The sequence below is a fragment of the Variovorax sp. J2P1-31 genome, assembly GCF_030317215.1.
Lineage (GTDB): Bacteria > Pseudomonadota > Gammaproteobacteria > Burkholderiales > Burkholderiaceae_C > Variovorax.
The window spans coordinates 311,226-332,372 of record NZ_JASZYA010000002.1 but is presented as its reverse complement, the minus strand read 5'-3'; the positions used below and the strand labels follow the sequence as shown (position 1 = coordinate 332,372).

23 protein-coding genes and 1 pseudogene are annotated in these 21,147 nt (G+C 70.3%); 14 read left to right on the top strand and 10 right to left on the bottom strand.

The window, feature by feature from the left end:
- Positions 1 to 99 precede the first annotated feature (99 nt).
- Entirely contained in the window at positions 100 to 588 is a 489-nt protein-coding gene (locus tag QTI20_RS12670; protein ID WP_286551310.1) for an Lrp/AsnC family transcriptional regulator, read from the top strand.
- Here the strand turns inward: QTI20_RS12670 and glmU are convergent.
- A complete protein-coding gene (gene glmU, locus QTI20_RS12665; RefSeq protein WP_286551308.1) occupies positions 585 to 2,009 on the bottom strand; it encodes a bifunctional UDP-N-acetylglucosamine diphosphorylase/glucosamine-1-phosphate N-acetyltransferase GlmU in 1,425 nt (474 codons plus the stop codon). The two genes, QTI20_RS12670 and glmU, sit on opposite strands and share 4 nt — an antisense overlap.
- Before the next feature lie 167 nt (positions 2,010 to 2,176).
- Here glmU and QTI20_RS12660 point away from each other — a divergent pair, with 167 nt between their 5' ends.
- Positions 2,177 to 3,109 carry a hypothetical protein gene (locus tag QTI20_RS12660; protein ID WP_286551306.1) on the top strand — a complete coding sequence of 311 codons (933 nt, stop codon included), beginning with the start codon at positions 2,177 to 2,179 and terminating at the stop codon, positions 3,107 to 3,109.
- 9 nt (positions 3,110 to 3,118) lie between these two features.
- Here the strand turns inward: QTI20_RS12660 and QTI20_RS12655 are convergent, their stop codons facing one another.
- A complete protein-coding gene (locus tag QTI20_RS12655; protein ID WP_286551304.1) occupies positions 3,119 to 4,411 on the bottom strand; it encodes a polysaccharide biosynthesis protein in 1,293 nt (430 codons plus the stop codon).
- 133 nt (positions 4,412 to 4,544) lie between these two features.
- Positions 4,545 to 5,318 carry a Crp/Fnr family transcriptional regulator gene (locus QTI20_RS12650; RefSeq protein WP_286551302.1) on the bottom strand — a complete coding sequence of 258 codons (774 nt, stop codon included), beginning with the start codon at positions 5,316 to 5,318 and terminating at the stop codon, positions 4,545 to 4,547.
- Between the two features lie 87 nt (positions 5,319 to 5,405).
- Here QTI20_RS12650 and QTI20_RS12645 point away from each other — a divergent pair, with 87 nt between their 5' ends.
- Positions 5,406 to 5,807 carry a BLUF domain-containing protein gene (locus tag QTI20_RS12645; RefSeq protein ID WP_286551300.1) on the top strand — a complete coding sequence of 134 codons (402 nt, stop codon included), beginning with the start codon at positions 5,406 to 5,408 and terminating at the stop codon, positions 5,805 to 5,807.
- 25 nt (positions 5,808 to 5,832) lie between these two features.
- Here QTI20_RS12645 and QTI20_RS12640 read toward each other — a convergent pair whose 3' ends face one another.
- Positions 5,833 to 6,144, bottom strand: a complete 312-nt coding sequence (locus tag QTI20_RS12640; protein ID WP_286551298.1) for a DUF2917 domain-containing protein — start codon at positions 6,142 to 6,144, stop codon at positions 5,833 to 5,835.
- A 128-nt stretch (positions 6,145 to 6,272) separates the two neighbouring features.
- On the opposite strand from QTI20_RS12640, the gene QTI20_RS12635 reads away from it, so the two are divergent.
- Positions 6,273 to 7,256 (top strand): LysR substrate-binding domain-containing protein, encoded by a 984-nt coding sequence (locus tag QTI20_RS12635; protein ID WP_286551297.1) that lies wholly within the window; start codon positions 6,273 to 6,275, stop codon positions 7,254 to 7,256.
- A 170-nt stretch (positions 7,257 to 7,426) separates the two neighbouring features.
- On the opposite strand, the gene QTI20_RS12630 is transcribed toward QTI20_RS12635, so the two are convergent.
- Positions 7,427 to 8,056 (bottom strand): 5-formyltetrahydrofolate cyclo-ligase, encoded by a 630-nt coding sequence (locus QTI20_RS12630; RefSeq protein ID WP_286551296.1) that lies wholly within the window; start codon positions 8,054 to 8,056, stop codon positions 7,427 to 7,429.
- Between the two features lie 9 nt (positions 8,057 to 8,065).
- On the opposite strand from QTI20_RS12630, the gene QTI20_RS12625 reads away from it, so the two are divergent.
- The 4 genes from QTI20_RS12625 to QTI20_RS12610 all read left to right on the top strand — a co-directional run bounded on the left by QTI20_RS12625 (position 8,066) and on the right by QTI20_RS12610 (position 12,156).
- The gene (locus QTI20_RS12625) at positions 8,066 to 10,063 is read left to right on the top strand and encodes a lytic transglycosylase domain-containing protein (RefSeq protein ID WP_286551294.1); all 1,998 of its coding nucleotides are present in this window, start codon (positions 8,066 to 8,068) and stop codon (positions 10,061 to 10,063) included.
- A 16-nt stretch (positions 10,064 to 10,079) separates the two neighbouring features.
- Complete coding sequence (locus tag QTI20_RS12620) at positions 10,080 to 10,733, top strand: mechanosensitive ion channel family protein (RefSeq protein ID WP_286551293.1); 654 nt, start codon at positions 10,080 to 10,082, stop codon at positions 10,731 to 10,733.
- Between the two features lie 91 nt (positions 10,734 to 10,824).
- The gene (locus QTI20_RS12615) at positions 10,825 to 11,382 is read left to right on the top strand and encodes an MgtC/SapB family protein (RefSeq protein ID WP_286551292.1); all 558 of its coding nucleotides are present in this window, start codon (positions 10,825 to 10,827) and stop codon (positions 11,380 to 11,382) included.
- An 84-nt stretch (positions 11,383 to 11,466) separates the two neighbouring features.
- Entirely contained in the window at positions 11,467 to 12,156 is a 690-nt protein-coding gene (locus QTI20_RS12610; RefSeq protein ID WP_286551291.1) for a glutathione S-transferase family protein, read from the top strand.
- Positions 12,157 to 12,228: 72 nt separating this feature from the next.
- Here QTI20_RS12610 and QTI20_RS12605 read toward each other — a convergent pair whose 3' ends face one another.
- Entirely contained in the window at positions 12,229 to 12,954 is a 726-nt protein-coding gene (locus QTI20_RS12605; protein WP_286551290.1) for an OmpW/AlkL family protein, read from the bottom strand.
- A 119-nt stretch (positions 12,955 to 13,073) separates the two neighbouring features.
- Between QTI20_RS12605 and QTI20_RS12600 the strand changes: the two genes are divergently transcribed.
- From QTI20_RS12600 to QTI20_RS12585, 4 genes and pseudogenes are all read left to right on the top strand, one after another.
- Entirely contained in the window at positions 13,074 to 14,333 is a 1,260-nt protein-coding gene (locus QTI20_RS12600; RefSeq protein ID WP_286551288.1) for a multifunctional CCA addition/repair protein, read from the top strand.
- Between the two features lie 62 nt (positions 14,334 to 14,395).
- Positions 14,396 to 15,151: a trehalose-phosphatase gene (otsB, locus tag QTI20_RS12595; RefSeq protein ID WP_286551286.1), complete on the top strand. Its 756-nt coding sequence runs from the start codon at positions 14,396 to 14,398 to the stop codon at positions 15,149 to 15,151.
- On the top strand, positions 15,148 to 16,533 hold the full coding sequence (gene otsA / locus QTI20_RS12590) for an alpha,alpha-trehalose-phosphate synthase (UDP-forming) (protein ID WP_286551284.1): 1,386 nt from the start codon (positions 15,148 to 15,150) through the stop codon (positions 16,531 to 16,533). Before otsB ends, otsA begins: the two co-directional genes overlap by 4 nt.
- A gap of 140 nt (positions 16,534 to 16,673) precedes the next feature.
- Positions 16,674 to 16,793: pseudogene (locus tag QTI20_RS12585) on the top strand (short-chain dehydrogenase); the annotation flags it as partial.
- A 6-nt stretch (positions 16,794 to 16,799) separates the two neighbouring features.
- Here the strand turns inward: QTI20_RS12585 and QTI20_RS12580 are convergent.
- The 3 genes from QTI20_RS12580 to hisN are packed head-to-tail and all read right to left on the bottom strand — an operon-like array spanning position 16,800 to position 18,730.
- Positions 16,800 to 17,729: an ROK family protein gene (locus QTI20_RS12580; RefSeq protein WP_286551282.1), complete on the bottom strand. Its 930-nt coding sequence runs from the start codon at positions 17,727 to 17,729 to the stop codon at positions 16,800 to 16,802.
- A 23-nt stretch (positions 17,730 to 17,752) separates the two neighbouring features.
- Positions 17,753 to 17,947 carry a DUF2905 domain-containing protein gene (locus tag QTI20_RS12575; RefSeq protein WP_183029009.1) on the bottom strand — a complete coding sequence of 65 codons (195 nt, stop codon included), beginning with the start codon at positions 17,945 to 17,947 and terminating at the stop codon, positions 17,753 to 17,755.
- Positions 17,948 to 17,956: 9 nt separating this feature from the next.
- A complete protein-coding gene (hisN, locus tag QTI20_RS12570; RefSeq protein ID WP_286551279.1) occupies positions 17,957 to 18,730 on the bottom strand; it encodes a histidinol-phosphatase in 774 nt (257 codons plus the stop codon).
- 113 nt (positions 18,731 to 18,843) lie between these two features.
- On the opposite strand from hisN, the gene QTI20_RS12565 reads away from it, so the two are divergent.
- Complete coding sequence (locus QTI20_RS12565) at positions 18,844 to 19,215, top strand: DUF5329 family protein (protein WP_286551277.1); 372 nt, start codon at positions 18,844 to 18,846, stop codon at positions 19,213 to 19,215.
- Positions 19,216 to 19,232: 17 nt separating this feature from the next.
- On the opposite strand, the gene QTI20_RS12560 is transcribed toward QTI20_RS12565, so the two are convergent.
- Entirely contained in the window at positions 19,233 to 20,330 is a 1,098-nt protein-coding gene (locus QTI20_RS12560; RefSeq protein ID WP_286551275.1) for a class I SAM-dependent methyltransferase, read from the bottom strand.
- Positions 20,331 to 20,348: 18 nt separating this feature from the next.
- Here QTI20_RS12560 and QTI20_RS12555 point away from each other — a divergent pair, with 18 nt between their 5' ends.
- On the top strand, positions 20,349 to 21,146 hold the full coding sequence (locus QTI20_RS12555; RefSeq protein WP_286551273.1) for an SDR family oxidoreductase: 798 nt from the start codon (positions 20,349 to 20,351) through the stop codon (positions 21,144 to 21,146).
- The last annotated feature ends 1 nt before the right edge of the window (position 21,147 follow it).

Genomic DNA, 21,147 nt, shown 5'->3' with positions numbered 1-21,147 from the left:
GTCTGGGTTCAAGATATTTGCTGTCAATATTGCTGTATTTTTGGAATAAAATTACTCACAACAACAATGAAGAAATTAAATTTCTCCTGATATCTGAAAATGGAAGAAATAACCCTTGATCTGATCGATCTGCGGCTGCTGGATGCGCTGCAGCACGACGCCCTGCAGACCAACCAGGAGCTGGCAGGCAGCGTCCACATCTCGCCCCCCACCTGCATGCGCCGCGTCCAGCGGCTGCGCGCCGCCGGCATGATCGAGCGCCAGGTCGCCCTGCTCTCGCCCGACCGGCTCGCGCCGCTCCTGGGCCATGGCCTGCAGGTGCTGACCGAGATCTCGCTGGACCGCCAGGACGCCGCCTCGCTCGACGCCTTCGAGGCGCGCGCGGTCGCCGACGACGCGGTGCAGCAGTGCTGGCGCGTGTCGCCCGGCCCGGACTTCATCCTGGTGGTGATCGCGCGCGACATGCCCGACTACCACGCGCTGGCGCAGCGGCTGTTCAACGCCGACGCCAACGTGCGCAACGTCAAGGCCTTCTTCTCGGTCAAGCGCGCGAAATTCGATCCGCGGCTGCCGCTGTTCCCGATCTAGCGCGGGGTCTTCACCGGCCGCTGCCAGTTCGGGAAGCTGGTCTGGCGCGCGCGCGCCACGGTCAGCGCGCCGGGCTCGGTGCTCTTGCCGACCGTCGAGCCGGCGCCCACGGTACCGCCCGCGCCGATGGTGACGGGGGCCACCAGCACGCAGTTGCTGCCGATGTGCACGTCGTCGCCGAGCACGGTGCGGTGCTTGTTCGCGCCGTCGTAGTTGGCCGTGATGCTGCCCGCGCCGTAGTTGACGCGCTCGCCCACCGTGGCGTCGCCCAGGTAGGCCAGGTGGTTGGCCTTGGCGCCGGCCGCCAGCGTCGAGTTCTTGACCTCGACGAAGTTGCCGATGTGCACCTCGGCGCCCAGCTGCGCGCCGGGCCGCAGGCGCGCGAAGGGGCCGATGCGCGCGTCGGCGCCGACGCTCACGCCCGCCTTCTCGCCGTCGATGTGGGTGAAGGGATGGATCACCGCGCCGGCCTCGATGCGGGCGTTGGCGATCACGCAGTGGGCACCGATGCGCACGCCGTCGCCCAGCGCCACCGCGCCCTCGAACACGCAGTTGACGTCGATCTCGACGTCGCTGCCGCAGGCGAGCGTGCCGCGCAGGTCGAAACGCGCGGGGTCGGCCAGCCGCACGCCGGCGGTCATCAGCGCATCGGCCTGCCGCAGCTGCAGCACGCGCTCCAGCGCCGCGAGCTGGGCCGGGCTGTTGATGCCCGCGACCTGCGCCGCGTCGTCGATGCGGTGCGCCACCACCGGCACGCCGTCGCCGGTGGCGAAGCCCACGATGTCGGTCAGGTAGTACTCGCCCTGGGCGTTGCGGTTGTCCAGGCGCGCCAGCCAGGGTTTGAGCAGGCGCGCCGGCACGGCCATGATGCCGCTGTAGACCTCGCGCACCGCGCGCTGCGCCTCGCTGGCGTCCTTCTGCTCGACGATGGCCAGCACCTGGCCCGAATCGGGCGCCCGCAGGATGCGGCCGTAGCCGGTGGGGTCGTCGAATTCGATGGTCAGCAAGGCCAGGCGCTCGCCGGCGCTGGCCGCCACCAGCGCCTGCAGCGCGGCCTCGCCGATCAGCGGGACGTCGCCCGACAGCACCAGCACGGTGCCGTCGTCGGGCAGGCTGGGCATGGCCTGCTGCACGGCGTGCCCGGTGCCCAGCTGCGGCATCTGGCGCGCGAAGCGCGGCGCCATGGCGGTGAAATCGGCGCCGATGGCGGCCTCGACCGCCTCGGCGCCATGGCCGGTCACGACCACGACGTGGCGCGCGCCCAGTTGCGCGGCGGTGTCGAGCACCCGTGCCACCAGGGCCCGGCCGCCCAGGCGGTGCAGCACCTTCGGGCGCGCGCTCTTCATGCGGGTGCCCTTGCCGGCAGCCATCACCACGACATCGACAGCCGTCGTGTGCTGCTCGGTATGCGCTTTGTTCATGCTTCTTGCTTCTCTGGTGTTCGGTCGGGCCGGATTATCGGCCGTGGCAGATGTCCATTTCGTCACAGTCTGGGGCCCGGAACTGCACAATCGCGCGGCGCATCGGGAAAAGAAGCAAGAGAACTAAAACTTTTGATTACACTTCGCGCGCTACAACCCCAAGCTCCATGAAAATTTCTCTCTGCACGCTGTTCGAAGGGAACTACCACTTCGGGGTTGCCGCACTCTGCAATTCGCTGGTCACCGCCGGCTTCTCCGGCGTGCTCTGGGCGGGTTACCGGGGCGCGCTGCCGGCCTGGCTCACCGGCTCGCCGTCGTACGACGCGGCCACGGCCACCTACCAGGTCAGCCCCGACTTCCAGTTGCGCATGGTGCTGCTCGACACGCCGGTGCACTTCACCTACTACAAGCCGACCTTCGTGCGCGACGTGTTCGAGAAGTACGCGCCCGACAGCGACACGGTGGCCTACATCGACCCCGACATCGTGATGAAGTGCGACTGGCCCTCCTTCTGCGGCTGGTTCACCGACGACGCCCTCTCGCTGGCCGAAGACGTCAACTGGGCCTTTCCCTCGCGCCACCCGAAGCGGCTGCTCTGGAGCGCATTCTTCGCCCAGCACGGCATCGCGTCGATCCGGCCGATCGAGCGCTACTACAACGCCGGCTTCATCGGCGTGCCGCGCCGGCACGTCGACTTCCTGGTGCTCTGGGAGCGCCTGTGCAGCCTGGTGCTCGACTACAACCAGGGTGTCAAGCACCTCAAGGCGGGCGGCTCGGCCGCGCTCTTCCATTCGACCGACCAGGATGCACTGAACTTCGCGCTGACCGCGCACGAGGCGACGCTCAACACCGCGGGCCCCGACGCGATGGACTTCACCGCCGGCGGCTACTACCTGTCGCACGCGATCGGCTCGCCCAAGCCCTGGAACACGCCGCACATCCGCAACGCGATCGGCGGCCAGTCGCCCTCGGTGGCGACCAAGGCCTACTTCCAGCACATCGAGGGTCCGATCCGGGCCTTCTCGGACGCCGAGATCAAGCGCCATCGCTTCGCCTTGCGCCTGGCGTCGGCCATCGGCCGGGTCTACCAGCGCCGCTGAGCGCTCCGCTCAGGCCGGCGACACGGCTTCGGTGCGCCACTCGCGCCAGCAGGCCAGCAGCAGGCTGTACTGGAAGACGAAGCTGGCGGCGCTGCTGGCCAGGCCGAAGCCCAGCACCGACTTCAGGTCGCTGATGCCGACCAGCCACAGATACAGCACCTGCGTGACCAGGGTCGCGACGATGCTGAAGCTCTGGCGGGCCGTGGCGCCGCGCACCGTCAGCGTCCGGAAGGCGAAGCCCGCGGCGTTGCCGAGCAGCGACGACAGGAACATCATCCAGACCAGCGGCGTCATGCTGCGGTACTGCTCGCCCAGCAGCAGGATCCAGTACTGCGGGAACAGCAGCGAGGTCAGGAAGGTGCAGCCCATGGCCAGCAGGTAGAGGCCGTGGATCTGCGCCAGCACCCGCACGAAGCGCGGCCCCGCGGGCGCCCGGGCGATGGCGGGGAACAGCAGCACGTTCGCGACCCGGTCGACCACCACCAGCGCCATCGCCAGGCGGCCGAAGGCCCCCACCTCGGCCACCATGTTGGCGGTGCCGAAGAGGGACACGATGAACACCGTGACCACGCCCTGCACCTGGTAGAACACGGCCGGCAGCACCAAGGGCTTGGCGATGCGCAGGATCTCGCCGTCGACCCGCCGGGCATCGTCGGCGCCCAGGCGATGGGTGCCGATGCCCTGCTGGTGGAAGTGGCGCCCGTAGAGCATCAGCGCCACCAGGCTGGCGCCCGCGGTCGCGGTGATCAGGCCGGCGGTCGAATAGGCGTTCATGGGCAGCAGCAGCACCGCCGCGACCAGCGCGATGCGCACCCCGTACGAGGCGAAGGTGATGCGGTTGAGCGTCGAGATCTGCGCGAGGATCAGCAGCACGGTGGTGGCGTAGTGCTCGCGCAGCTGCACCAGCACCACGCCCAGGACCAGCACCGACGCCAGCCAGTAGCCCGGGCCGGTCCAGCCGTGCTGGCGCGAGGTGAAGTACCAGTACGGCACGATGATCAGCAGCCCCGCCGAGAGCAGCACCCAGCGCTTGTGGAACACGTGGTGGCAGGCCGCCACCACCCAGGGCACGTCGCGGTTGCGCTGGCCCACCACCGGCAGGCAGCAGTGCGCCAGGCCCAGGTCGGTGATGCCCATCATCAGCGTGGTGCAGGCGATGAGGAAGGTGTAGGCGGCGTACTGCTCCTTGGGCAGCACGTTCACGATGAGCAGGCCGGCGATGCCGCTCAGGATCACCCCGAAGGATTCGACGCCGCCGACCATGAAGATCTGGCGCAGACGCTGGCGGGACAAAAGCTTCACGGGACGATGGCTGGGAGCGGGAGGGGTGGAAGGCTCGGCGCGGCTGCAAGCGCCGACCGGAAAGGGAGCCCCGACGATACGCGATGGCGCGGCCGGCGGCACATGCGCGCCGCCGCCGGGCGTGACACAGGTCTCAAATCAGCGGCACGCGCCGCAGCGGCCGCTCGAAATAGTCGCCCAGCGTCTCCAGCGCATGCGGCTCCAGGATGCGCAGCCAGCCCGCCTCGAGCTTGTGCAGGCCCAGGCGCTGCAGCCGCCGCAGCGTCTTGTTGGTGTGCACCAGCGACAGGCCCAGCGCATCGGCGATGTGCTGCTGGTTGAAGGGAAACTCCACCCAGCCGTCGCGCACCATGCCCAGGCGCTCGGCGCGCCGGTAGAGGTGCATCAGCAGCATCGCCACCCGCTCGCTCGCATTGCGCCGGCCGGCGGTCACGAGGTTGTCGTCGATCATCTTCTCCTCGCGGGCCGCGAGCCAGGTGATGTCGTAGCCCAGCTTGGGCTGGGCGTGGAACACGTCCCAGAGCCGGTCGCGCTCGAACACGCAGAAGCTCGCCTCGCTGGCCGCCTCGACGCCGTGCGTCTGGCCTTCGGCGAACTCGTCCTGCAGCCCGATGAAGTCGCCCGGCAGCAGGAAGCTCAGGATCTGGCGGCGGCCGTCCTTGAGCGTCTTGTAGCGGAAGGCCCAGCCGCTGTAGAGCGTGAACAGCTGCGAGCTGCGCACATGCTCCTGGATCAGCACCTGGCCGGCCGCGACCGTGCGGGTGCCGACACGGAAATCCTCGATGGTGCGCAGTTCTTCCGGCGAGGTCGGCAGGAAGGCCGGATTGCCATGCAGCGTGCAGCTGTCGCAGGCCCGCTCACGGCGCCCGGGCGGCGGCGAGGAAGGGGCGTGGTCTTCAAATTTCACGCACCGACTATAGGCGCCCGGCCTGTGTCTTTTGACATTTCGTTGCGTCCGAAGGCTGCCTACACTCCGCACGCCTCGCGCGCCACCATGTCCATTCCAGCACTCCACGAACTCCTCTATTTCAGCGTCCTCGCACCCCACCAGACGCCGACCGTCGTCGGCCAGATCGTGGCCCAGGCACGCCGTCGCAACACCGAACGCGGCATCACCGGCCTCCTGGTGTTCGACGGGATCCATTTCTGCCAGCACATCGAGGGGCCGCGCGATGCGGTGACGATGCTGCTGGAACGCCTGCGGCAGGATGCGCGGCACACCGACCTGCGGGTGCTCTACGAGAAGGCGCGCACCGAACGGCGCTACCGGCGCTTCGACCTGGGTTTTGCGCAGAGCGAGGGCGCCGAAGACATGGCGGGCCTCCAGTCACTCGACGGCGACGCCGCGTTGCAGCGCTTCCTGGCACTGCAGCCGGGCTTCGACATCCACGGCTGAGGCCGCGCCCGGGGGGCGGAAGGCCTCAGGCGGCGTCCCAGCTGTAGGTGGCGCCGAAGCCGTCCCAGGGCTCCATCACCACGCGCTGGCCCGACGCCACCCGCAGGGTCTCGCCCGGGGCCAGCACCAGGTCCTCGGTGGCCTGCTGGACGGTCGCGTCGCGCGTGACCCAGATCCGGCCCTGGCGCACGCTCAGCACGCTGTCGCCCTGCGCCTTGAGGCTCAGGGCCTGGCCGGCGGCCAGCTGCCAGGCGCCACGGCGCACGGCGGGCGGCACGGCGGCCTGGGACGGCAGGGACAGGGAAGAGAGCGATGGCGAGGTGCAGACGGCGGACATGGTGGACTCCTGGGGGGCTGTTTCTCCAAGGCGCAGATTGCGCGCTTCGGGAATGAATCATCTGCTTCCCCGCATTGGCGGTCCAATGAAATGGAAGTACGCTACTGATTCCCAGACCGCATCAATCCATGCAGCACTCCCAGACCCATCTGCGCACCCGGCCGATCTCCGCGGGCCACCTCCGGGCCTTCGAGGCGGTGGCGCGCCACCTCAACTTCCGCGCCGCCGCCGAGGAGATGGCGCTCACGCAATCGGCCGTCAGCCGGCAGATCCAGGCGATGGAGGAAGAGGTCGGCGTGGCGCTGTTCCTGCGCCACACGCGGGCGGTCGAGCTGACCGGCGCCGGCGCGCAGCTGCTGCTGGCGGTGCAGCAGTCGCTGCCGCGCATCGACGGCGCGGTGCGGCAGATCCGCCAGAGCGCGGGGCGCAAGAGCGTCTCGCTCACGACTTTTGCGTCTTTTGCATCGATGTGGCTGATCCCGCGGCTCGAGGCCTTCCAGCGCGACAACCCCGAGATCGACATCCGCATCGACGCCAGCGACACCGCGGTCGACCTGGACGTGGCCGACGTCGACATGGCGCTGCGCTACGCCCCGCCCGAGAACATGCCGCGCGAGGCGATCCGGCTGTTCGGCGAGACGCTCACGCCGGTGGCCAGCCCCTGGCTGATCAAGAGCCGTCCGCCGATCAAGTCGCCGGCCGACCTGGCGGGCTTCACCCTGATCGAGGCCGGCGACGCCCACCGCACCCACCTCGAATGGCTCACCTGGCGCCGCTGGTTCGAGGAAAACGGCCAGAGCCGGGCCCAGCCCAAGCGCTGGCTCTACTTCAACTACGCCTACCAGATGGTCCAGGCCGCGCTGACCGGCCAGGGCGTGGTGCTGGCCCGCAGCTCGCTGATCGCCGAGAGCCTGGCCAACGGCGACCTGGTGGAGGTGCTGCCCCAGCACCGGCTGGATTCGCCCATGGCCTACTGGCTCATGGTCGGCCCGCGCAACGCGCTGCGCCCCGAGATCACGGCCTTCTGCGACTGGCTGCAGCAGCAGGCCGCCACCACCCGCGCGACCGTGGGCGAAGTGCCGGACCCCGACACCGTCGACTACCTGGACTGAGGCCTCGGCGTTTCAGGCCAGGGACACCGCGGAACCGGCTTTGCCGGGCCGCCGGTGTCGCCCCCGGACGGGGGGAAGGCGAAGCGACACGCAGTGCGCGAGCCCTCGGGGGAGAGTCCCGTGCTACCGCGGAACCGGCTTTGCCGGGCCGCCGAGCCCTCGGGGGCGAGTCAGCTGATCGGCCAGACCACGCCGTTGTCGTTCAGGATGGCGTCCAGCGGCACGTCGTGCGCCTCGGGCTCCAGGTTCTCCAGGAAGCCGTCGGTGAAGCCCAGGCCCACGGTGAAGGGCCGCGGCTCGAGCGAGGCCAGCGTGCGGTCGTAGAAGCCGCCGCCGTAGCCCAGCCGGTAGCCGCCAGCGCTGTAGCCCAGGCAGGGCACGAACAGCAGCGTCGGCACGATCAACTCGGTGTCCTTGGGCTTGGGGATGTCGTAGGCATCGTTCTCCATCGGGCAGCCCGGGTACCAGGAGTGGAAGGTCAGCGTCTTGTGGGCGCGGTTGACCACCGGCAGCCCGATCCGGCGCCGGTGCGGCTCGTCGATCAGTTCGCCGTCCTCCTTCCAGCGGTGCAGCGCCGGCAAGGGGTCGAATTCGCCCTTGATCGGCCAGTAGGCGCCGATCACGGTGTCGGGCCGTCCGACCAGCCAGATCCGCATCACGCGCTGCAAAAGATCGGAGCGCTGTAGGCGGTCCGGCATCCCCAGGCGTTGCTCGATCAGCGCGGCCCGCAACTGCGCTTTGAGAAAAGCAGCCGTTTCCTTGCGGCCTTCCGCCGCGTTTCCATCGTGTGCCTTGTCCATAATCCCCCGATGCAAGTTCCTGGCATTCTGGCACCCCGGCGCCACCTCCTCGGTGCATTCGCTCTCGCGATCGCATCCTTCCTCCAACCTGCGTGCGCGCAGAACGCCAACGACGACGTGCTCGTCCAGATGAAACAGGCGTTCCAGCGCGGCGACAAGGCCCGCCTCGCGGCCCTGTTGCCGCAGGCCCGCGGCCATGCGCTCGAGCCCTGGGCCGCCTACTGGGAGCTCAAGGCGCGCCTGGACGACGCCAGCCCGCAGGAAGTGCAGGATTTCCTCTCGCGCTACGCGGGCAGCTACCAGGAAGACCGGCTGCGCAACGACTGGCTGCTGCTGCTGGGCAAGCGCCGCGACTGGGACGGCTTCGCCCCGATGTACGCGGGTTTCCGCATGCGCGACGACGTGCAGGTGCGCTGCTACGCGGTGCTGGCCGACATGCAGCGCACGGGCGGCGTCACCAAGGCCCAGGTCGAGGAGGTCCGCGAGGGCTGGCTGCGCCAGCGCGAGGCCGACGACGGCTGCCTGACCGCCGCCGGCCAGCTGCTGGCCGCGCGCCAGCTCCCGCCCGACGTCGCCTGGAAGAAGGCGCGGCTGGCCATCGAGGCCAACCGCCCGCAGCCCGCGCGCGACGCCATCGGCCTGGTCGAGCCCGAGGCGCTGCCCATGTTCGCCCAGCTCAACGCCAGTGCGCCCAAGTTCCTGACCGGCGCCGTGATGGCCGCCTCCAAGGCGCGCAAGGAAATGGTGGTGCTGGCGCTGATCAAGACCGCCATCGCCGACCCGGACGTGGCGGCCGCCCAGCTCGAAGGCAAGTGGAGCCCGATGCTGAGCACCGAGGAGCGCAACTGGGTCTGGGGCGCGATCGGCCGGCAATCGGCCGGCAAGCTCTCGCCGCAGGCCAACCTCTACTTCGCCAACGTGACGAAGAACAGCGACCTGTCCGACGACATGCTGGGCTGGAAGGTGCGCGCTGCGCTGCGCAGCGGCCAGTGGAAGGACGTGAACGCCTCGGTCACGGCCATGAGCGAGGCCGCGCAGGCCGACCCGACCTGGGTCTACTGGCGCGCCCGCGCGCTCAACGCGATGGGCGGCGACGAGCGCAAGGCGCAGGCCCGCACGCTGCTGGAAACCATCGCCGGCACCCGCGGCTTCTACGAGCTGCTGGCGCTGGAAGACCTGGGCCAGCGCGCCGTGGTGCCGACCAAGCCGGCCCCGCTGACCGCCGAGGAGAAGCAGGCCGCGCGCAACAACCCCTCGCTGGCGCGCGGGCTCTATGCGATCGCGATCGGCCTGCGGCCCGAAGGCGTGCGCGAGTGGAACTACGCCACCAACCTGCACGACGCCGGCGGCCTGGGCGACCGCGAGCTGCTGGCCGCGGCCGACCTGGCCTGCCAGCGCGAGGTCTGGGACCGCTGCATCAACACCAGCGAGCGCACCAAGGGCGCGATCGACATCGACCAGCGCTTCCCCATGCCCTTCCACGACACGGTGCTGCGCAAGAGCCAGGACATCGGCCTCGACCCGGCCTACGTCTACGGCCTGATCCGCCAGGAAAGCCGCTTCATCATGGACGCGCGCTCGGGCGTCGGCGCCTCGGGCCTGATGCAGGTGATGCCGGCCACCGCCAAGTGGACCGCCAACAAGATCGGCCTGACCGGCTTCACGCCCAGCCAGATCAACGAGCGCGAGACCAACATCACCATCGGCACCGCCTACCTCAAGCTGGCGCTCGACGACTTCGACGGCTCGATGGCCATGGCCGCCGCCGCCTACAACGCCGGCCCCGGCCGGCCGCGCAACTGGCGCAACGGCCCGGTGCTCGACGCCGCGATCTGGGCCGAGAACGTGCCCTTCGCGGAAACGCGCGACTACGTGAAGAAGGTGCTGGCCAACACCACCAACTACGCGGCCATCATCAGCGGCCAGCCGCAGTCGCTCAAGAGCCGGCTGGGCCGCGTGGGCCCGCGCAACGCGGGCGAGCCCGACCCGAGCAAGGACCTGCCCTGAGCGCCGCGCCGACGACATGAACCGATCGCTGCAGACCCTGCGCGCCAGCCTGCCCGACTGGGTGCTCGAATGGCTGGAAATCATCGTCCCCGCGGTCCAGGTCGCGCTGATCCTGCTGGGCGCCTGGGTGCTCTACCGCATCGTCCGGCGCCTGATCCGGCGCGTCACCACCGGCTATGCGCTGCCCAACGAAGTGGCGGTGGTCTCGCGCCGGCTCGCGGGCTTCCTGATCTACGGCGGCGCCATCCTCTGGAGCCTGGGGCGCATCGGTGTCTCGGGCACGGTGCTCTGGACCGCCTTCACCGGCTTCGCGGCCGTCGGCGCGGTGGCCTTCTTCGCCGCCTGGAGCGTGCTGTCGAACATCTTCTGCGCGCTGCTGATCTTCACCACGCGCATGTTCCGGCTCGACGACCTGGTCGAGGTGCTGGAGAACGGCGAGAAGCCCGGCCTCAAGGGCCGCGTGCTGGACATCAACCTGGTCTACACCACGCTGGAGGAAAGCGGCAGCGCCGAGGCCGGCACCACGCTGAAGATCCCCAACAGCCTGTTCTTCCAGCGTTCGGTGCGGCGCTGGCACGGGCACCTGCCCGCGCTGCCCTCCCACGTCGGCATCACCGCGCCTCACGAGACGCTGCCGTCGGCGGCGGCGTCCACCGCCGCGCGCATCTGAGCGTCCGCGGCGAACAGGGCGCCAGCCTACAGGCCCGGGCGCCCTGGCGCGCGACACTCGCGGGCTTCTCAACTGCCCGGCACGCACGACCATGGACTGGTGGAACGACGTCACTGCGGTGATCGCCTCGGAGTTCTCCGATGTCCCCGACCTCGCGCAATTCGTGCGCATCCTCGTGCGGCTGCTGCTCGCCTCCGTGCTCGGCTTCATGCTGGGCTTCGAGCGTGAGCAGCACGGCAAGGCCGCGGGCGTGCGCACCCACATGCTGGTGGCCATCGGTTCGGCGATGTTCGTGCTGATCCCGCAGCAGACCGGCATCCTGCCGGCCGACATGAGCCGTGTGATCCAGGGCCTGGTGGCGGGCGTGGGCTTCCTCTGCGCCGGCACCATCCTCAAGTCGGGCCGCGACGAGCAGCAGGTGCAGGGCCTGACCACCGCGGCCGGCCTCTGGCTGACCGCCGCCATCGGCATGGCCTGCGGACTGGGGCGCGAGGTGACGGCGGTGCTGAGCACGCTGCTCGCGCTGGTCGTGCTGGGCCTGGTGCCGCGCATCGTGACCCTGCTGGGCCGCGTGCCGGGCTTCCGGCCCGCCACCGAGCTGTCGCAGACCCTGCTGTCGAAGGACCCCGGCCCGCCGCCGCCGCGCTGAACGCATCAGTGGCGCCGCGCTTGGGCATCAATCGGCGGCCGCGGCAGCGCTAGCATCGTGTCTTTTGCTCGCGGAAGAATCGCCATGCTCCAGCTCTACATCGGCAACAAGAACTACTCCTCGTGGTCCATGCGCCCCTGGGTGCTGATGACCCAGGCCGGCATCCCCTTCGAAGAGGTGATGGTCCGCTTCGGCGACGACTTCTCCGAGCCCGGTTCGCAGTTCAAGAAGACCGTGCAGCCGCTCAACCCCGCGGGCACCGTGCCCTTCCTGGTCGACGGCGCGATCGTGGTGTCCGACACCCTGGCCATCGCCGAGTACCTGGCCGAATCCTTCCCCGACAAGGCGCTGTGGCCCGCAGACAAGGCCCGCCGCGCCGAGGCGCGCAGCGCATGCGCCGAGATGCACGCGGGCTTCCGCGCCATCCGCAACCACTGCGGCATGAACGTCGAGGCCGACCTGGCATCGCAGGGTCGGCTGCTGATGCGCGACCGCGCCGACGTGCGCGACGAACTGGCGCGGCTGGTGCAACTGTGGGGCGGCCTGCTGGCCCGCCATGGCGGCCCGATGCTGTTCGGCGAGTTCAGCATCGCCGACGCCTACTACGCGCCCATGGCTTCGCGCCTCAAGACCTACGCGCTGCCGGTGCCGCCCGAGGTCGCGGCCTATGTCGCGCGCGTGCATGCGCTGCCGGGCGTCAAGGCGTGGACCGACGCGGCCCTCGAAGAACACGCCTTCGTGGTGGTCGACGAGCCCTACCGCCTGCGCGACTGAGCCACGGCCGCGCGCCCTCAAGAAAAACGCCGCGCGATGCGCGGCGTTTTTCGTGTGTGACAGCAATGACGATCAGAAACGGTAGGTGGCCGACAGGTAGGTCACGATCGGGTCCAGCCTCAGGCGCGCTTCGCTGGTCGCGATGGTGGCGCCGCTCGCGCTGCGCGTGGTGAGCTTGGCGGTGGTCTTGAGCGGGATGTACGAGACCGAGAAGGACAGCCCCCAGTGCTTGTCGAACTGCCAGGCCGCGCCCACGTTGAGCACCGGCGCGAAGGACTTGTCGAGCTTGGCCGACGTGCTGGTGCTGCCCGGCGGGCGGCCCAGGCGCGCGCCCAGCGCACCCTGCAGGCCGGGCGTCAGGTTGACGTCGCTGTACCAGACATAGGTCGCCCCCACCCCGGCGAAGGGACGGAAGGCGTCGTTGCCGTTGCCGAAGTAGTACTTGGCCAGCACGGTGGGACTCCATTGCTTGGCGTCGCCCAGCTTGCCGATGGGTGCCAGCGAGCCTTCCCCCTGCAGGTTGAACTTCGGCGGCACGCCGAACACGCCCTCGACGGCCCAGCGGCTGTCGATGAAGTAGACCGCGCTCAGGCCCAAGGTGTTCGAGCTGTCCACGCCGGAGCCGGAGCCGGGCACGGCCGCGTTGATCGGCGAGGTGAAGGTCAGCGGCTTGCTCGAATCCTGGGGCGCGAAGTGCAGCCAGCCCGCGCCCAGCACCCAGTCGCCCGCGTTCTGGGCCATGGCACTGCCCGATCCCAGAACGGCCAGGGCCGCGAGCGCATACATTGTTTTCTTCATATGACGAATAGCCTCCATGGATTGCCGCCGGCACGCCGCGGGGTTCCGCTGACCGGCCCCGGCAGCTTAACGAACGATCGTGCTTTTTTCACCCAGGGATTGTCCCTACACTTGGACACATGAAGATTTTTCTCGTCGGCGGCGCGATCCGCGATGCGCTGCTGGGCCGCGCCGGAAGCGATCGCGACTGGGTGGTGGTGGGCGCCACGCCCGAACAGATGGGCGCGCTGGGCTACCTGCCGGTCGGGCGCGACTTCCCCGTGTTCCTGCACCCGCGCACGCGCGAGGAGTACGCGCTGGCCCGCACCGAACGCAAGAGCGCGCCCGGCTACCGCGGCTTCGTGGTGCATGCCGCGCCCGATGTCACGCTGGAACAGGACCTGGCGCGGCGCGACTTGACGGTCAACGCGATCGCCCTGCCCGCCGAGCGTGCGGGCGCCGAGGCCCCCGATGCGGCCGACCTGGTCGACCCCTTCCACGGCCAGCGGGACCTGCAAGACAAGGTGCTGCGCCACGTCACCGACGCCTTCCGCGAAGACCCGGTGCGCATCCTGCGCGTGGCGCGCTTCGCCGCGCGTTTCGCCGATTTCGGCATCGCGCCCGAAACGCTGGCGCTGATGCGCGAGATGGTGGCCGCCGGCGAGGTCGATGCGCTGGTGCCCGAGCGCGTCTGGCAGGAGTTGTCGCGCGGCCTGATGGAAGCCAAGCCCTCGCGCATGTTCGAGGTGCTGCGCGACTGCGGCGCGCTGGCCGTGCTGCTGCCCGAGGTGGACCGGCTCTGGGGCGTGCCGCAGCCGGAGGCGCACCACCCGGAAATCGACACCGGCGTGCACCTGATGCTGGTGCTCGACATGGCGGCCCGGCTGGCAGCGCCGCTGCCGGTGCGCTTCGCCTGCCTGGTGCACGACCTGGGCAAGGGCACGACGCGGGCCGACGTGCTGCCGCGCCACATCGGCCACGAGCAGCGCAGCGTCAAGCTGCTGCAGGCGGTGTGCGAGCGCTGGCGCGTGCCGGTCGAGCTGCGCGAGCTGGCCGAGGTGGTGGCGCGCGAGCACGGCAACATCCACCGCAGCGCCGAACTGGGCGCGGCCGCGCTGATGCGGCTGCTGGAGCGTTGCGACGCGCTGCGCAAGCCCGAGCGCTTCGCGCAGGTGCTGCAGGCCTGCGAATGCGACGCGCGCGGCCGGCTGGGCTTCGAGGAACGCCCCTATCCCCAGTGCGCGCGGCTGCAGGCCGCGCTGGACGCCGCCCTGGCGGTGGCCACGCGCCCGATCGCGCAGGCCGCGGTGGCGGCGGGCGCCACCGGGCCGGCGATCGGCGAGGCGGTGGCGCGGGCGCGCACGGCCGCCATCGCCGCGTGGCTCCAGGCCGCGAACTGAGGCCAGGGTCGCGGCTTTGGCCGACGCGGCGCGGCGCGAGGCGCTGCTAAGGTGACCGACCGATGCAGACGCCTCCAAGACTCACTCCCGACGCCGCCCTCTTCCTCGATTTCGACGGGACCCTCGTGGCCCTCGCCGAAACGCCCGAGGCCATCGAAGTCCCGCCCGCGCTCGTGGCCCTGCTGACCGACCTGCACGAGCTGCTGGGCGGCGCACTGGCCATCGTGTCGGGCCGGCAGATCGACGCGATCGACCGTTTCCTCGCACCGCTGCGCCTGCCGGCCGCCGGCGAGCACGGCGTGCAGCGCCGCGATGCCGAAGGCCACATGCAGGAGCAGCGCGCGCCCGACCTGGGCTTCGTGCTCGAGGCCTGCAACGAACTCGCGGGCGCCCATCCCGGCCTGCTGGTCGAGCGCAAGCACGCGGCGATCGCGCTGCACTACCGCATGGCACCGGACCTGGAAGCCGTCTGCCGCGAGGCCATGGTGCGCGTGCTCGACGGCCAGCCGCAGCTGGAGCTGCTGCACGGCAAGTTCGTGTTCGAGGTCAAGCCCGCCGGCATCAACAAGGGCATCGCCATCGACGCCTTCCTGCACGAAGCCCCCTTCGCCGGCCGGGTGCCGGTGTTCGCGGGCGACGACACCACCGACGAGAGCGGTTTCGCCGTGGTGCAGCCGCGCGGCGGCATCGCCATCAAGGTCGGCTCCGGGCCCACGCAGGCGCTGCACCGGCTCGATTCCACGCTGGCGGTCTACGAGTGGCTGCTCGCGGCGCGCGACCTGCTGGTCAACGGACCGCGTCCGGAGGCCAAGCCATGAGCCGCCTGGTCGTGATCTCCAACCGCGTGGCCGATCCGCGCAAGCCCGCCGCCGGCGGCCTGGCGGTGGCGCTGGGCGAATCGCTGCAGCAGACCGGCGGCCTCTGGTTCGGCTGGAGCGGCACCATCGTCGAGGACGGCCCGACCGGCGAAGGCGAGCTGCACAAGCAGCAGGCCGGCAAGGTCACGCTGGCCACCATCGACCTGAGCCGCGAGGACCACGACAGCTACTACGCGGGCTACAGCAACGACGTGCTCTGGCCCGTCTTCCACAACCGGCTCGACCTGGCCAATTTCGATGCCGGCTTCATCGGCGGCTACCGGCGCGTGAACCAGCTGTTCGCCCGCAAACTGATGCCGCTGCTGCAGGAAGACGACATCATCTGGGTGCACGACTACCACCTGATCCCGCTGGCGGCCGAACTGCGCGCCATGGGCTGCAGGCAGCGCATCGGCTTCTTCCTGCACATCCCGCTGCCGCCGCAGATCATCATGGCGGCGATCCCGCAGCACGAGTGGCTCGCGCGTTCGCTGTTCGCCTACGACCTGATCGGCTTCCAGTCCAACCAGGACGTGCAGCATTTCGCGCACTACGTGCAGAACGAGGCCCGCGGCGAAGCGCTGGACGACGACATGTACCGCGCCTACGGCCAGACCGTGCGCTGCACCGCCTTCCCGATCGGCATCGACGTCGACGAGTTCGCGGCGCTCACGCATGCGAAGGAGTCGCGCGACATGTACGAGACCATGAAGCGCGAGTACGCGAGCCGCCGGCTGCTGCTGGGCATCGACCGGCTGGATTACTCCAAGGGCATCCCGCACCGGGTGCGCGCCTTCCGCGAGCTGCTGGCCAACTACCCCGAGAACCGCCGCAGCGCCACGCTGATCCAGATCGCCTCGCCCACGCGCGAATCGGTCGACGCCTATGCCGACATCCGGCGCGAGCTCGAGTCGCTGTGCGGCGCGATCAACGGCGACTACGGCGAGCTCGACTGGATGCCGGTGCGCTACATCCACCGCATGGTGGCGCGCAAGCGCGTGCCGGGCCTGTGCCGCGCCGCGGCCGTGGGGCTGGTGACGCCGCTGCGCGACGGCATGAACCTGGTGGCCAAGGAGTACGTGGCGGCGCAGGACCCGGCCGACCCCGGTGTGCTGGTGCTGTCGCGCTTCGCCGGGGCGGCCGAACAGATGAAGGAAGCGCTGCTGGTCAACCCCTACGACGTGCACGGCACGGCCGAGACGGTGCAGCAGGCGCTGCACATGCCGCTGGACGAGCGCCGCGCACGGCACCAGAAGCTGCTGCAGCGCATCCGCGAGCACGACGTGCACTGGTGGCGCCGCACCTTCCTCGACACGCTCCGGGCCATGCCCCAGGTGCGCTGAGCCTCAGGGCGTCCCGGCCAGGAAGGGGCCCAGCACCTCGTCCATCCACGCCATCAGCGCCTGCACCGCTTGTGCGGACAGCGCAGGGACCCTGTCGGGCGGAGGAATCGGCGCCGCGCGTCATCGCGGTCAACGGGGTGGCGCCGGGCCGCGTCGGCCCGCCCGACGACATCGGCGGCGCCATCTCCCTGCTGCTGCAGCCGGGCAACGGCTGGATCAACGGTCAGCGCATCGAGGCATCGGGCGGGATGTTCTTGTAGACCGACTCAGTCGACCAGCGCCAGCGCCGCGTAGTCGCCGACCTTGTCGCCCAGCCCCGCCGACAGCAGCCGCACGCCCCGCGTCAGCGGCAGCAGCCGGCCGTCGATCTCGGCCTGCAGCCGCGGCAGCAGGAATTCGCGGTTGTGCCAGTACACGCTGCCGCCCAGGCTGATGGCCTGCAGGTCCAGCGTGGCCACCAGGTTGTAGAGCATGCGGCCCATCACGCGGCACAGCGCGTCGGTGCGCTGCAGCGCCTGCGGCTCGCCGGCCACGGCGTCGGCGAACAGTTCGGCCGCGGGCTGGGTGAAGCGCCGCTCCACCGAATTGCCGGCGATCAGCCCTTCGACATCGCCCACGTTGCCGCAGCCGCACAGCGCGTCGTGGTTGTCGTCGTCCGAAACGAAGGTGTGGCCCGCGTGGCCGGCGTTGCCGTTCTTGCCGCGCAGGGCCCGGCCGTCGACGCACAGGCCCACGCCCACGCCGGTGCTCCAGGTCACGTAGGCGCAGTGGTCCATGCCCTGCAGCGCGCCCCAGCGGCGCTCGGCCTCGAGCGCCGCGACCGCGTCGTTCTCGACCCGCACCCGGCCGAAGCGCTGGCGCAGCGGCGCCTCGAGCACGGCGGTCATCCAGTCGTTGGGCAGGCCGCGCGCCGGGCCGGCCAGACCGCCGCAGATGTTGGGAGTGGCGAGTTCGACGCAGCCGTCGGCCAGCACGAAGGGGCCGGCCGAGGAGACGCCCACGCTCTCGATGGATTGCGCCGGCACGCCGAGCTCGGCGCAGGCCGCGTCGATCAGCCGCAGCACCTGCCGCGCGACCGCATCGTTGTCGCCGGTCTTGGCGGTCGGCTCGGTCCGCCGGGCCTGCAGTTGCTCGCTGCCGGCTTCGGCCAGGCTGACGGCCACCTTGGTGCCGCCGATGTCCACGCACGCTCTCATGTCGCCTCTTTCTCGTCTTGTCGTCAGATCAGTTTCGCCACCAGCGCGGCGATCATGCTCAGCAGCAGCGTGCTGGCGATCGGCAGCTGCCACTCGCGCCCGAAGAGCCGGAACGCGAAATCGCCGGGCAGCCGCCCGAAGCCGAAGCGCCGCAGCCACGCCGTGAGCCCGCTCATGAGCACCAGCGCCAGCACCACGACGATCAGCCAGCGGATCATCGCGTCGCCTCAGGCCGCCAGCGCGGCCAGCGCCTGGCGGTGCAGTTCGGGCGTGGCCGCGGCCACCACCCGGCCGTTCGATTGCAGGCCCAGCGCGCGGCCTTCCCAGTCGGTGATCACGCCGCCGGCCGCTTCGATCAGCCCGGCCGGGCCGAGGTAGTCGTAGGGTTGCAGGCCGGTCTCGACCACCAGGTCGATGGTGCCGCCGGCCAGCTGCGCATAGCCGTAGCAGTCGCCGCCGAAGCGGCGCATCGCGCAGCGCCGGCTCAGCGCGTCGAAGGCCTGCCAGTCGGCGGCATCGAAGATGTCGGGCGAGGTGGTGACGATGCGCGCCTGGGCGATCTCGCGGCAGCCGCTCACGCGCACGGCCACGCCGTTGCGGTGGGCGCCCACGCCGGCCTGGCCGACCCAGCGTTCGCCCAGCACCGGCATGTCGACCATGCCGAGCACGATGCGCTCGCCCTCGAGCACGCCGATCAGCGTGCCCCACAGCGGCGAACCGGTGATGAAGCTGCGCGTGCCGTCGATCGGGTCGATCACCCAGACACGGCCGGCCTCGAGCCGTTCCTGGCCGTGCTCCTCGCCGTAGATGCCGTCTTCCGGCAGCGCGGCGGCCAACGCGGCGCGCATCGCGGTCTCGGCGGCGCGGTCGGCCAGCGTCACGGGGCTTTCGTCGGCCTTGGTGATGATGTCCAGCGGCGTGCGGAAGTACGCCATCGATTGGGCCGCCGCCGCGTCGGCGAGGGCATGGGCAGTGCGGAGCAGGTCGGGCAGAGGACGCATGGGAGCAAAAAGACGGAAGCCGTGGCGGAAGGCCGATTAGACCCGAGCGCGTTTGACATGGCATGGCAGCCCTGTCTAGCATGGGCTCATCTCAGGTTCACGAAAGACACGGCATGGCATGGGTTCGATGGCTGAAGCGGCTGCTGCCCGCCGTGCTGCTGGTCTGTTCGTCGCTCGCGCTGGCCACGCCCTCGGCCGAGGAGCACGCGACCATCACCGCGCTGATCCAGCGCGTGGAGCAGATGACGACGATGAGTTTCATGCGCAACGGCACGGTCCACACCTCGGCCGAGGCGGCGCAGCACATGCAGGCGAAGTACGCCTACTTCAAGGAGAAGATCACCACCGCCGAGGACTTCATCGACCTCTGCGCCTCGCGCTCCGAGATGACCGGCAAACCCTACAGGGTGAAGCTCGGCGATGCACCGCCGCGCGAGGCCGGCGAGTTCCTGCGGGAAGAGCTGCGCAAGGTGCGCAACCGCTGAACGCCCCGCGACTGCAGCTACAGCGTGTGGCTGCGGTCGCCCTCGGCGAAGCCCAGCGGCTCCCAGGGCTCGCCGGCGCCCAGCGCGATCACCTTGAACAGCTCGCCCATCTCGTGCTCGTGCACCAGGTGCGCGGCCAGCGCGCGCTGCGGCACGCTGGCCTGGTCGGACAGCGCCAGCAGCCCGCAGTTGATCAGGAAGCGCCCCTGGCTCGCATAGCCCAGCACCGACAGGCCCGCGTCCTGCGCGGCCAGCGCGATGCCGGTGAAATCGACATGCGCCGTGATGTCCTTGGCCCCCACCGCGACCAGCGGATCGCCGTCGGCCTGGTGGCCCTGGTGGCACATCACGGTGCCCATGTGGCGCTGCGGGTGGTAGTACTCCGACTCGGGGAAGCCGTAGTCGATCAGGAAGGCCGCGCCCTGCGTGAGCCGGTCGGCCAGGGTGGCGACGAAGGCCTGCGCCTGCGGATGGATCTCGGTCAGGTAGTCGTGCTCGCCCTCGATGTCCAGCGGCGGCCGCAGCAGCGTCGGCCGGTCTTCCCAGGCCCAGCCGCCCTGCGCACCGGCCACCACGCCACGCTCGAACCAGCGGCCGCCCACGCGCGCCAGCAGTTGCACCGGCATCGCGTCGAGCACCTCGTTGCCCACCACCACGCCGCGCATCGCCTCGGGTAGTTCGCTGAGCCACTCGACCTTGGCCGCATGGCCGGCCAGCGTCTCCTGCTGGCGCGCGCGCAGCGAGCCCGACAGGTCGACGATGCGGTAGCGCCTGATCCGGTCGCCCAGCGTGTCGAGCAGTTGCAGCGCCAGCGCGCCCGAGCCGGCGCCGAATTCCCAGACCTCGTCGGTGCCGGTCCGCGTGAGCGCCTCGCCCACCTGCACCGCGAGCGCCTGGCCGAACAGGGGCGTGAGCTCGGGTGCGGTGACGAAATCGCTGCCGGACGAGGGCATGTGGCCGAACTTGCGGCTGGCGTTGGCGTAGTAGCCCATGCCGGGCGCGTAGAGCGCCAGCGCCATGAAGCGATCGAAAGGCAGCCAGCCGCCGGCGCGCTGAATGGCCTGGCCGATCAGGCGGTCGAGGGCGGTCGTTAAAATTGGAGGAGCGGTCTTCACGCCGCCGATTGTCTCCCGATGCCCCTGCCCCCTTCCAGCTCCCCCTCCGCGCCTCCCTTGCGCACCGTTCTCGTCACCGGCGCCGCCAAGCGGCTGGGGCGCGAGATCGCGCTCGCGCTGGCCGACGGCGGCTGGCAGGTGGCGGTGCACTACCGCCATTCGGCCGACGAGGCCCGCCAGACCGCGGCCGACTGCGCCGCGCGCTCGGGCCGGCCGGCGGCGCTGGTCGGCGCCGACCTGGCCGATGAAGCTGCCGTGCGCGCGCTGGTGCCGCAGGTGGTGGCGCAGTTCGGCCAGCTCGATGCGGTGGTCAACAGCGCCTCGCTGTTCGAGCACGACGATGCCGCCACGCTGAGCTTCGCCACGCTGGACGCGCACCTGCGCACCAACACCGCCGCGCCGGTGCTGCTGTCGCAGGCGCTGCACACGCACCTGCTCACACGCGGCGCCGACGCGCAGGGCGCGGTGGTCAACCTGCTCGACCAGAAGCTCTGGAACCAGAACCCCGACTTCCTGAGCTACACGCTGTCGAAGGCCGCGCTCGAGGCCGCCAACACCATCCTGGCGCTGGCGCTGGCGCCGCAGCTGCGGGTGGTGGGCGTCGCGCCGGGCCTGACGCTCACCAGCCACATGCTCAGCGAGGAGAAATTCCGCGACCTGCATTCGGCCAGCCCGCTGGGCCGCTCCTCGACCGCCGCCGACGTGGCGGCCACCGTGAAATTCGCGCTGGAGAACCGCTCCATCACCGGCACCACGCTGCTGGTGGATGGCGGCCAGCACCTCATGAAATTCGAACGCGATTTCTCGCTGATGTAAG

What these genes read in the sequence shown, in the direction of transcription:
- otsA (WP_286551284.1), top strand. Translation starts at nt 15,148, where the DNA reads ATGAGCCGCCTGGTCGTGATCTCCAACCGCGTGGCCGATCCGCGCAAG.
- QTI20_RS12565 (WP_286551277.1), top strand. Translation starts at nt 18,844, where the DNA reads ATGGCATGGGTTCGATGGCTGAAGCGGCTGCTGCCCGCCGTGCTGCTG.
- QTI20_RS12630 (WP_286551296.1), bottom strand. Translation starts at nt 8,056, where the DNA reads ATGGACAAGGCACACGATGGAAACGCGGCGGAAGGCCGCAAGGAAACG.
- QTI20_RS12610 (WP_286551291.1), top strand. Translation starts at nt 11,467, where the DNA reads ATGCTCCAGCTCTACATCGGCAACAAGAACTACTCCTCGTGGTCCATG.
- QTI20_RS12580 (WP_286551282.1), bottom strand. Translation starts at nt 17,729, where the DNA reads ATGAGAGCGTGCGTGGACATCGGCGGCACCAAGGTGGCCGTCAGCCTG.
- QTI20_RS12615 (WP_286551292.1), top strand. Translation starts at nt 10,825, where the DNA reads ATGGACTGGTGGAACGACGTCACTGCGGTGATCGCCTCGGAGTTCTCC.
- glmU (WP_286551308.1), bottom strand. Translation starts at nt 2,009, where the DNA reads ATGAACAAAGCGCATACCGAGCAGCACACGACGGCTGTCGATGTCGTG.
- QTI20_RS12605 (WP_286551290.1), bottom strand. Translation starts at nt 12,954, where the DNA reads ATGAAGAAAACAATGTATGCGCTCGCGGCCCTGGCCGTTCTGGGATCG.
- QTI20_RS12575 (WP_183029009.1), bottom strand. Translation starts at nt 17,947, where the DNA reads ATGATCCGCTGGCTGATCGTCGTGGTGCTGGCGCTGGTGCTCATGAGC.
- QTI20_RS12625 (WP_286551294.1), top strand. Translation starts at nt 8,066, where the DNA reads ATGCAAGTTCCTGGCATTCTGGCACCCCGGCGCCACCTCCTCGGTGCA.
- QTI20_RS12555 (WP_286551273.1), top strand. Translation starts at nt 20,349, where the DNA reads ATGCCCCTGCCCCCTTCCAGCTCCCCCTCCGCGCCTCCCTTGCGCACC.
- QTI20_RS12635 (WP_286551297.1), top strand. Translation starts at nt 6,273, where the DNA reads ATGCAGCACTCCCAGACCCATCTGCGCACCCGGCCGATCTCCGCGGGC.
- QTI20_RS12600 (WP_286551288.1), top strand. Translation starts at nt 13,074, where the DNA reads ATGAAGATTTTTCTCGTCGGCGGCGCGATCCGCGATGCGCTGCTGGGC.
- QTI20_RS12620 (WP_286551293.1), top strand. Translation starts at nt 10,080, where the DNA reads ATGAACCGATCGCTGCAGACCCTGCGCGCCAGCCTGCCCGACTGGGTG.
- QTI20_RS12640 (WP_286551298.1), bottom strand. Translation starts at nt 6,144, where the DNA reads ATGTCCGCCGTCTGCACCTCGCCATCGCTCTCTTCCCTGTCCCTGCCG.
- QTI20_RS12670 (WP_286551310.1), top strand. Translation starts at nt 100, where the DNA reads ATGGAAGAAATAACCCTTGATCTGATCGATCTGCGGCTGCTGGATGCG.
- hisN (WP_286551279.1), bottom strand. Translation starts at nt 18,730, where the DNA reads ATGCGTCCTCTGCCCGACCTGCTCCGCACTGCCCATGCCCTCGCCGAC.
- QTI20_RS12645 (WP_286551300.1), top strand. Translation starts at nt 5,406, where the DNA reads ATGTCCATTCCAGCACTCCACGAACTCCTCTATTTCAGCGTCCTCGCA.
- QTI20_RS12660 (WP_286551306.1), top strand. Translation starts at nt 2,177, where the DNA reads ATGAAAATTTCTCTCTGCACGCTGTTCGAAGGGAACTACCACTTCGGG.
- otsB (WP_286551286.1), top strand. Translation starts at nt 14,396, where the DNA reads ATGCAGACGCCTCCAAGACTCACTCCCGACGCCGCCCTCTTCCTCGAT.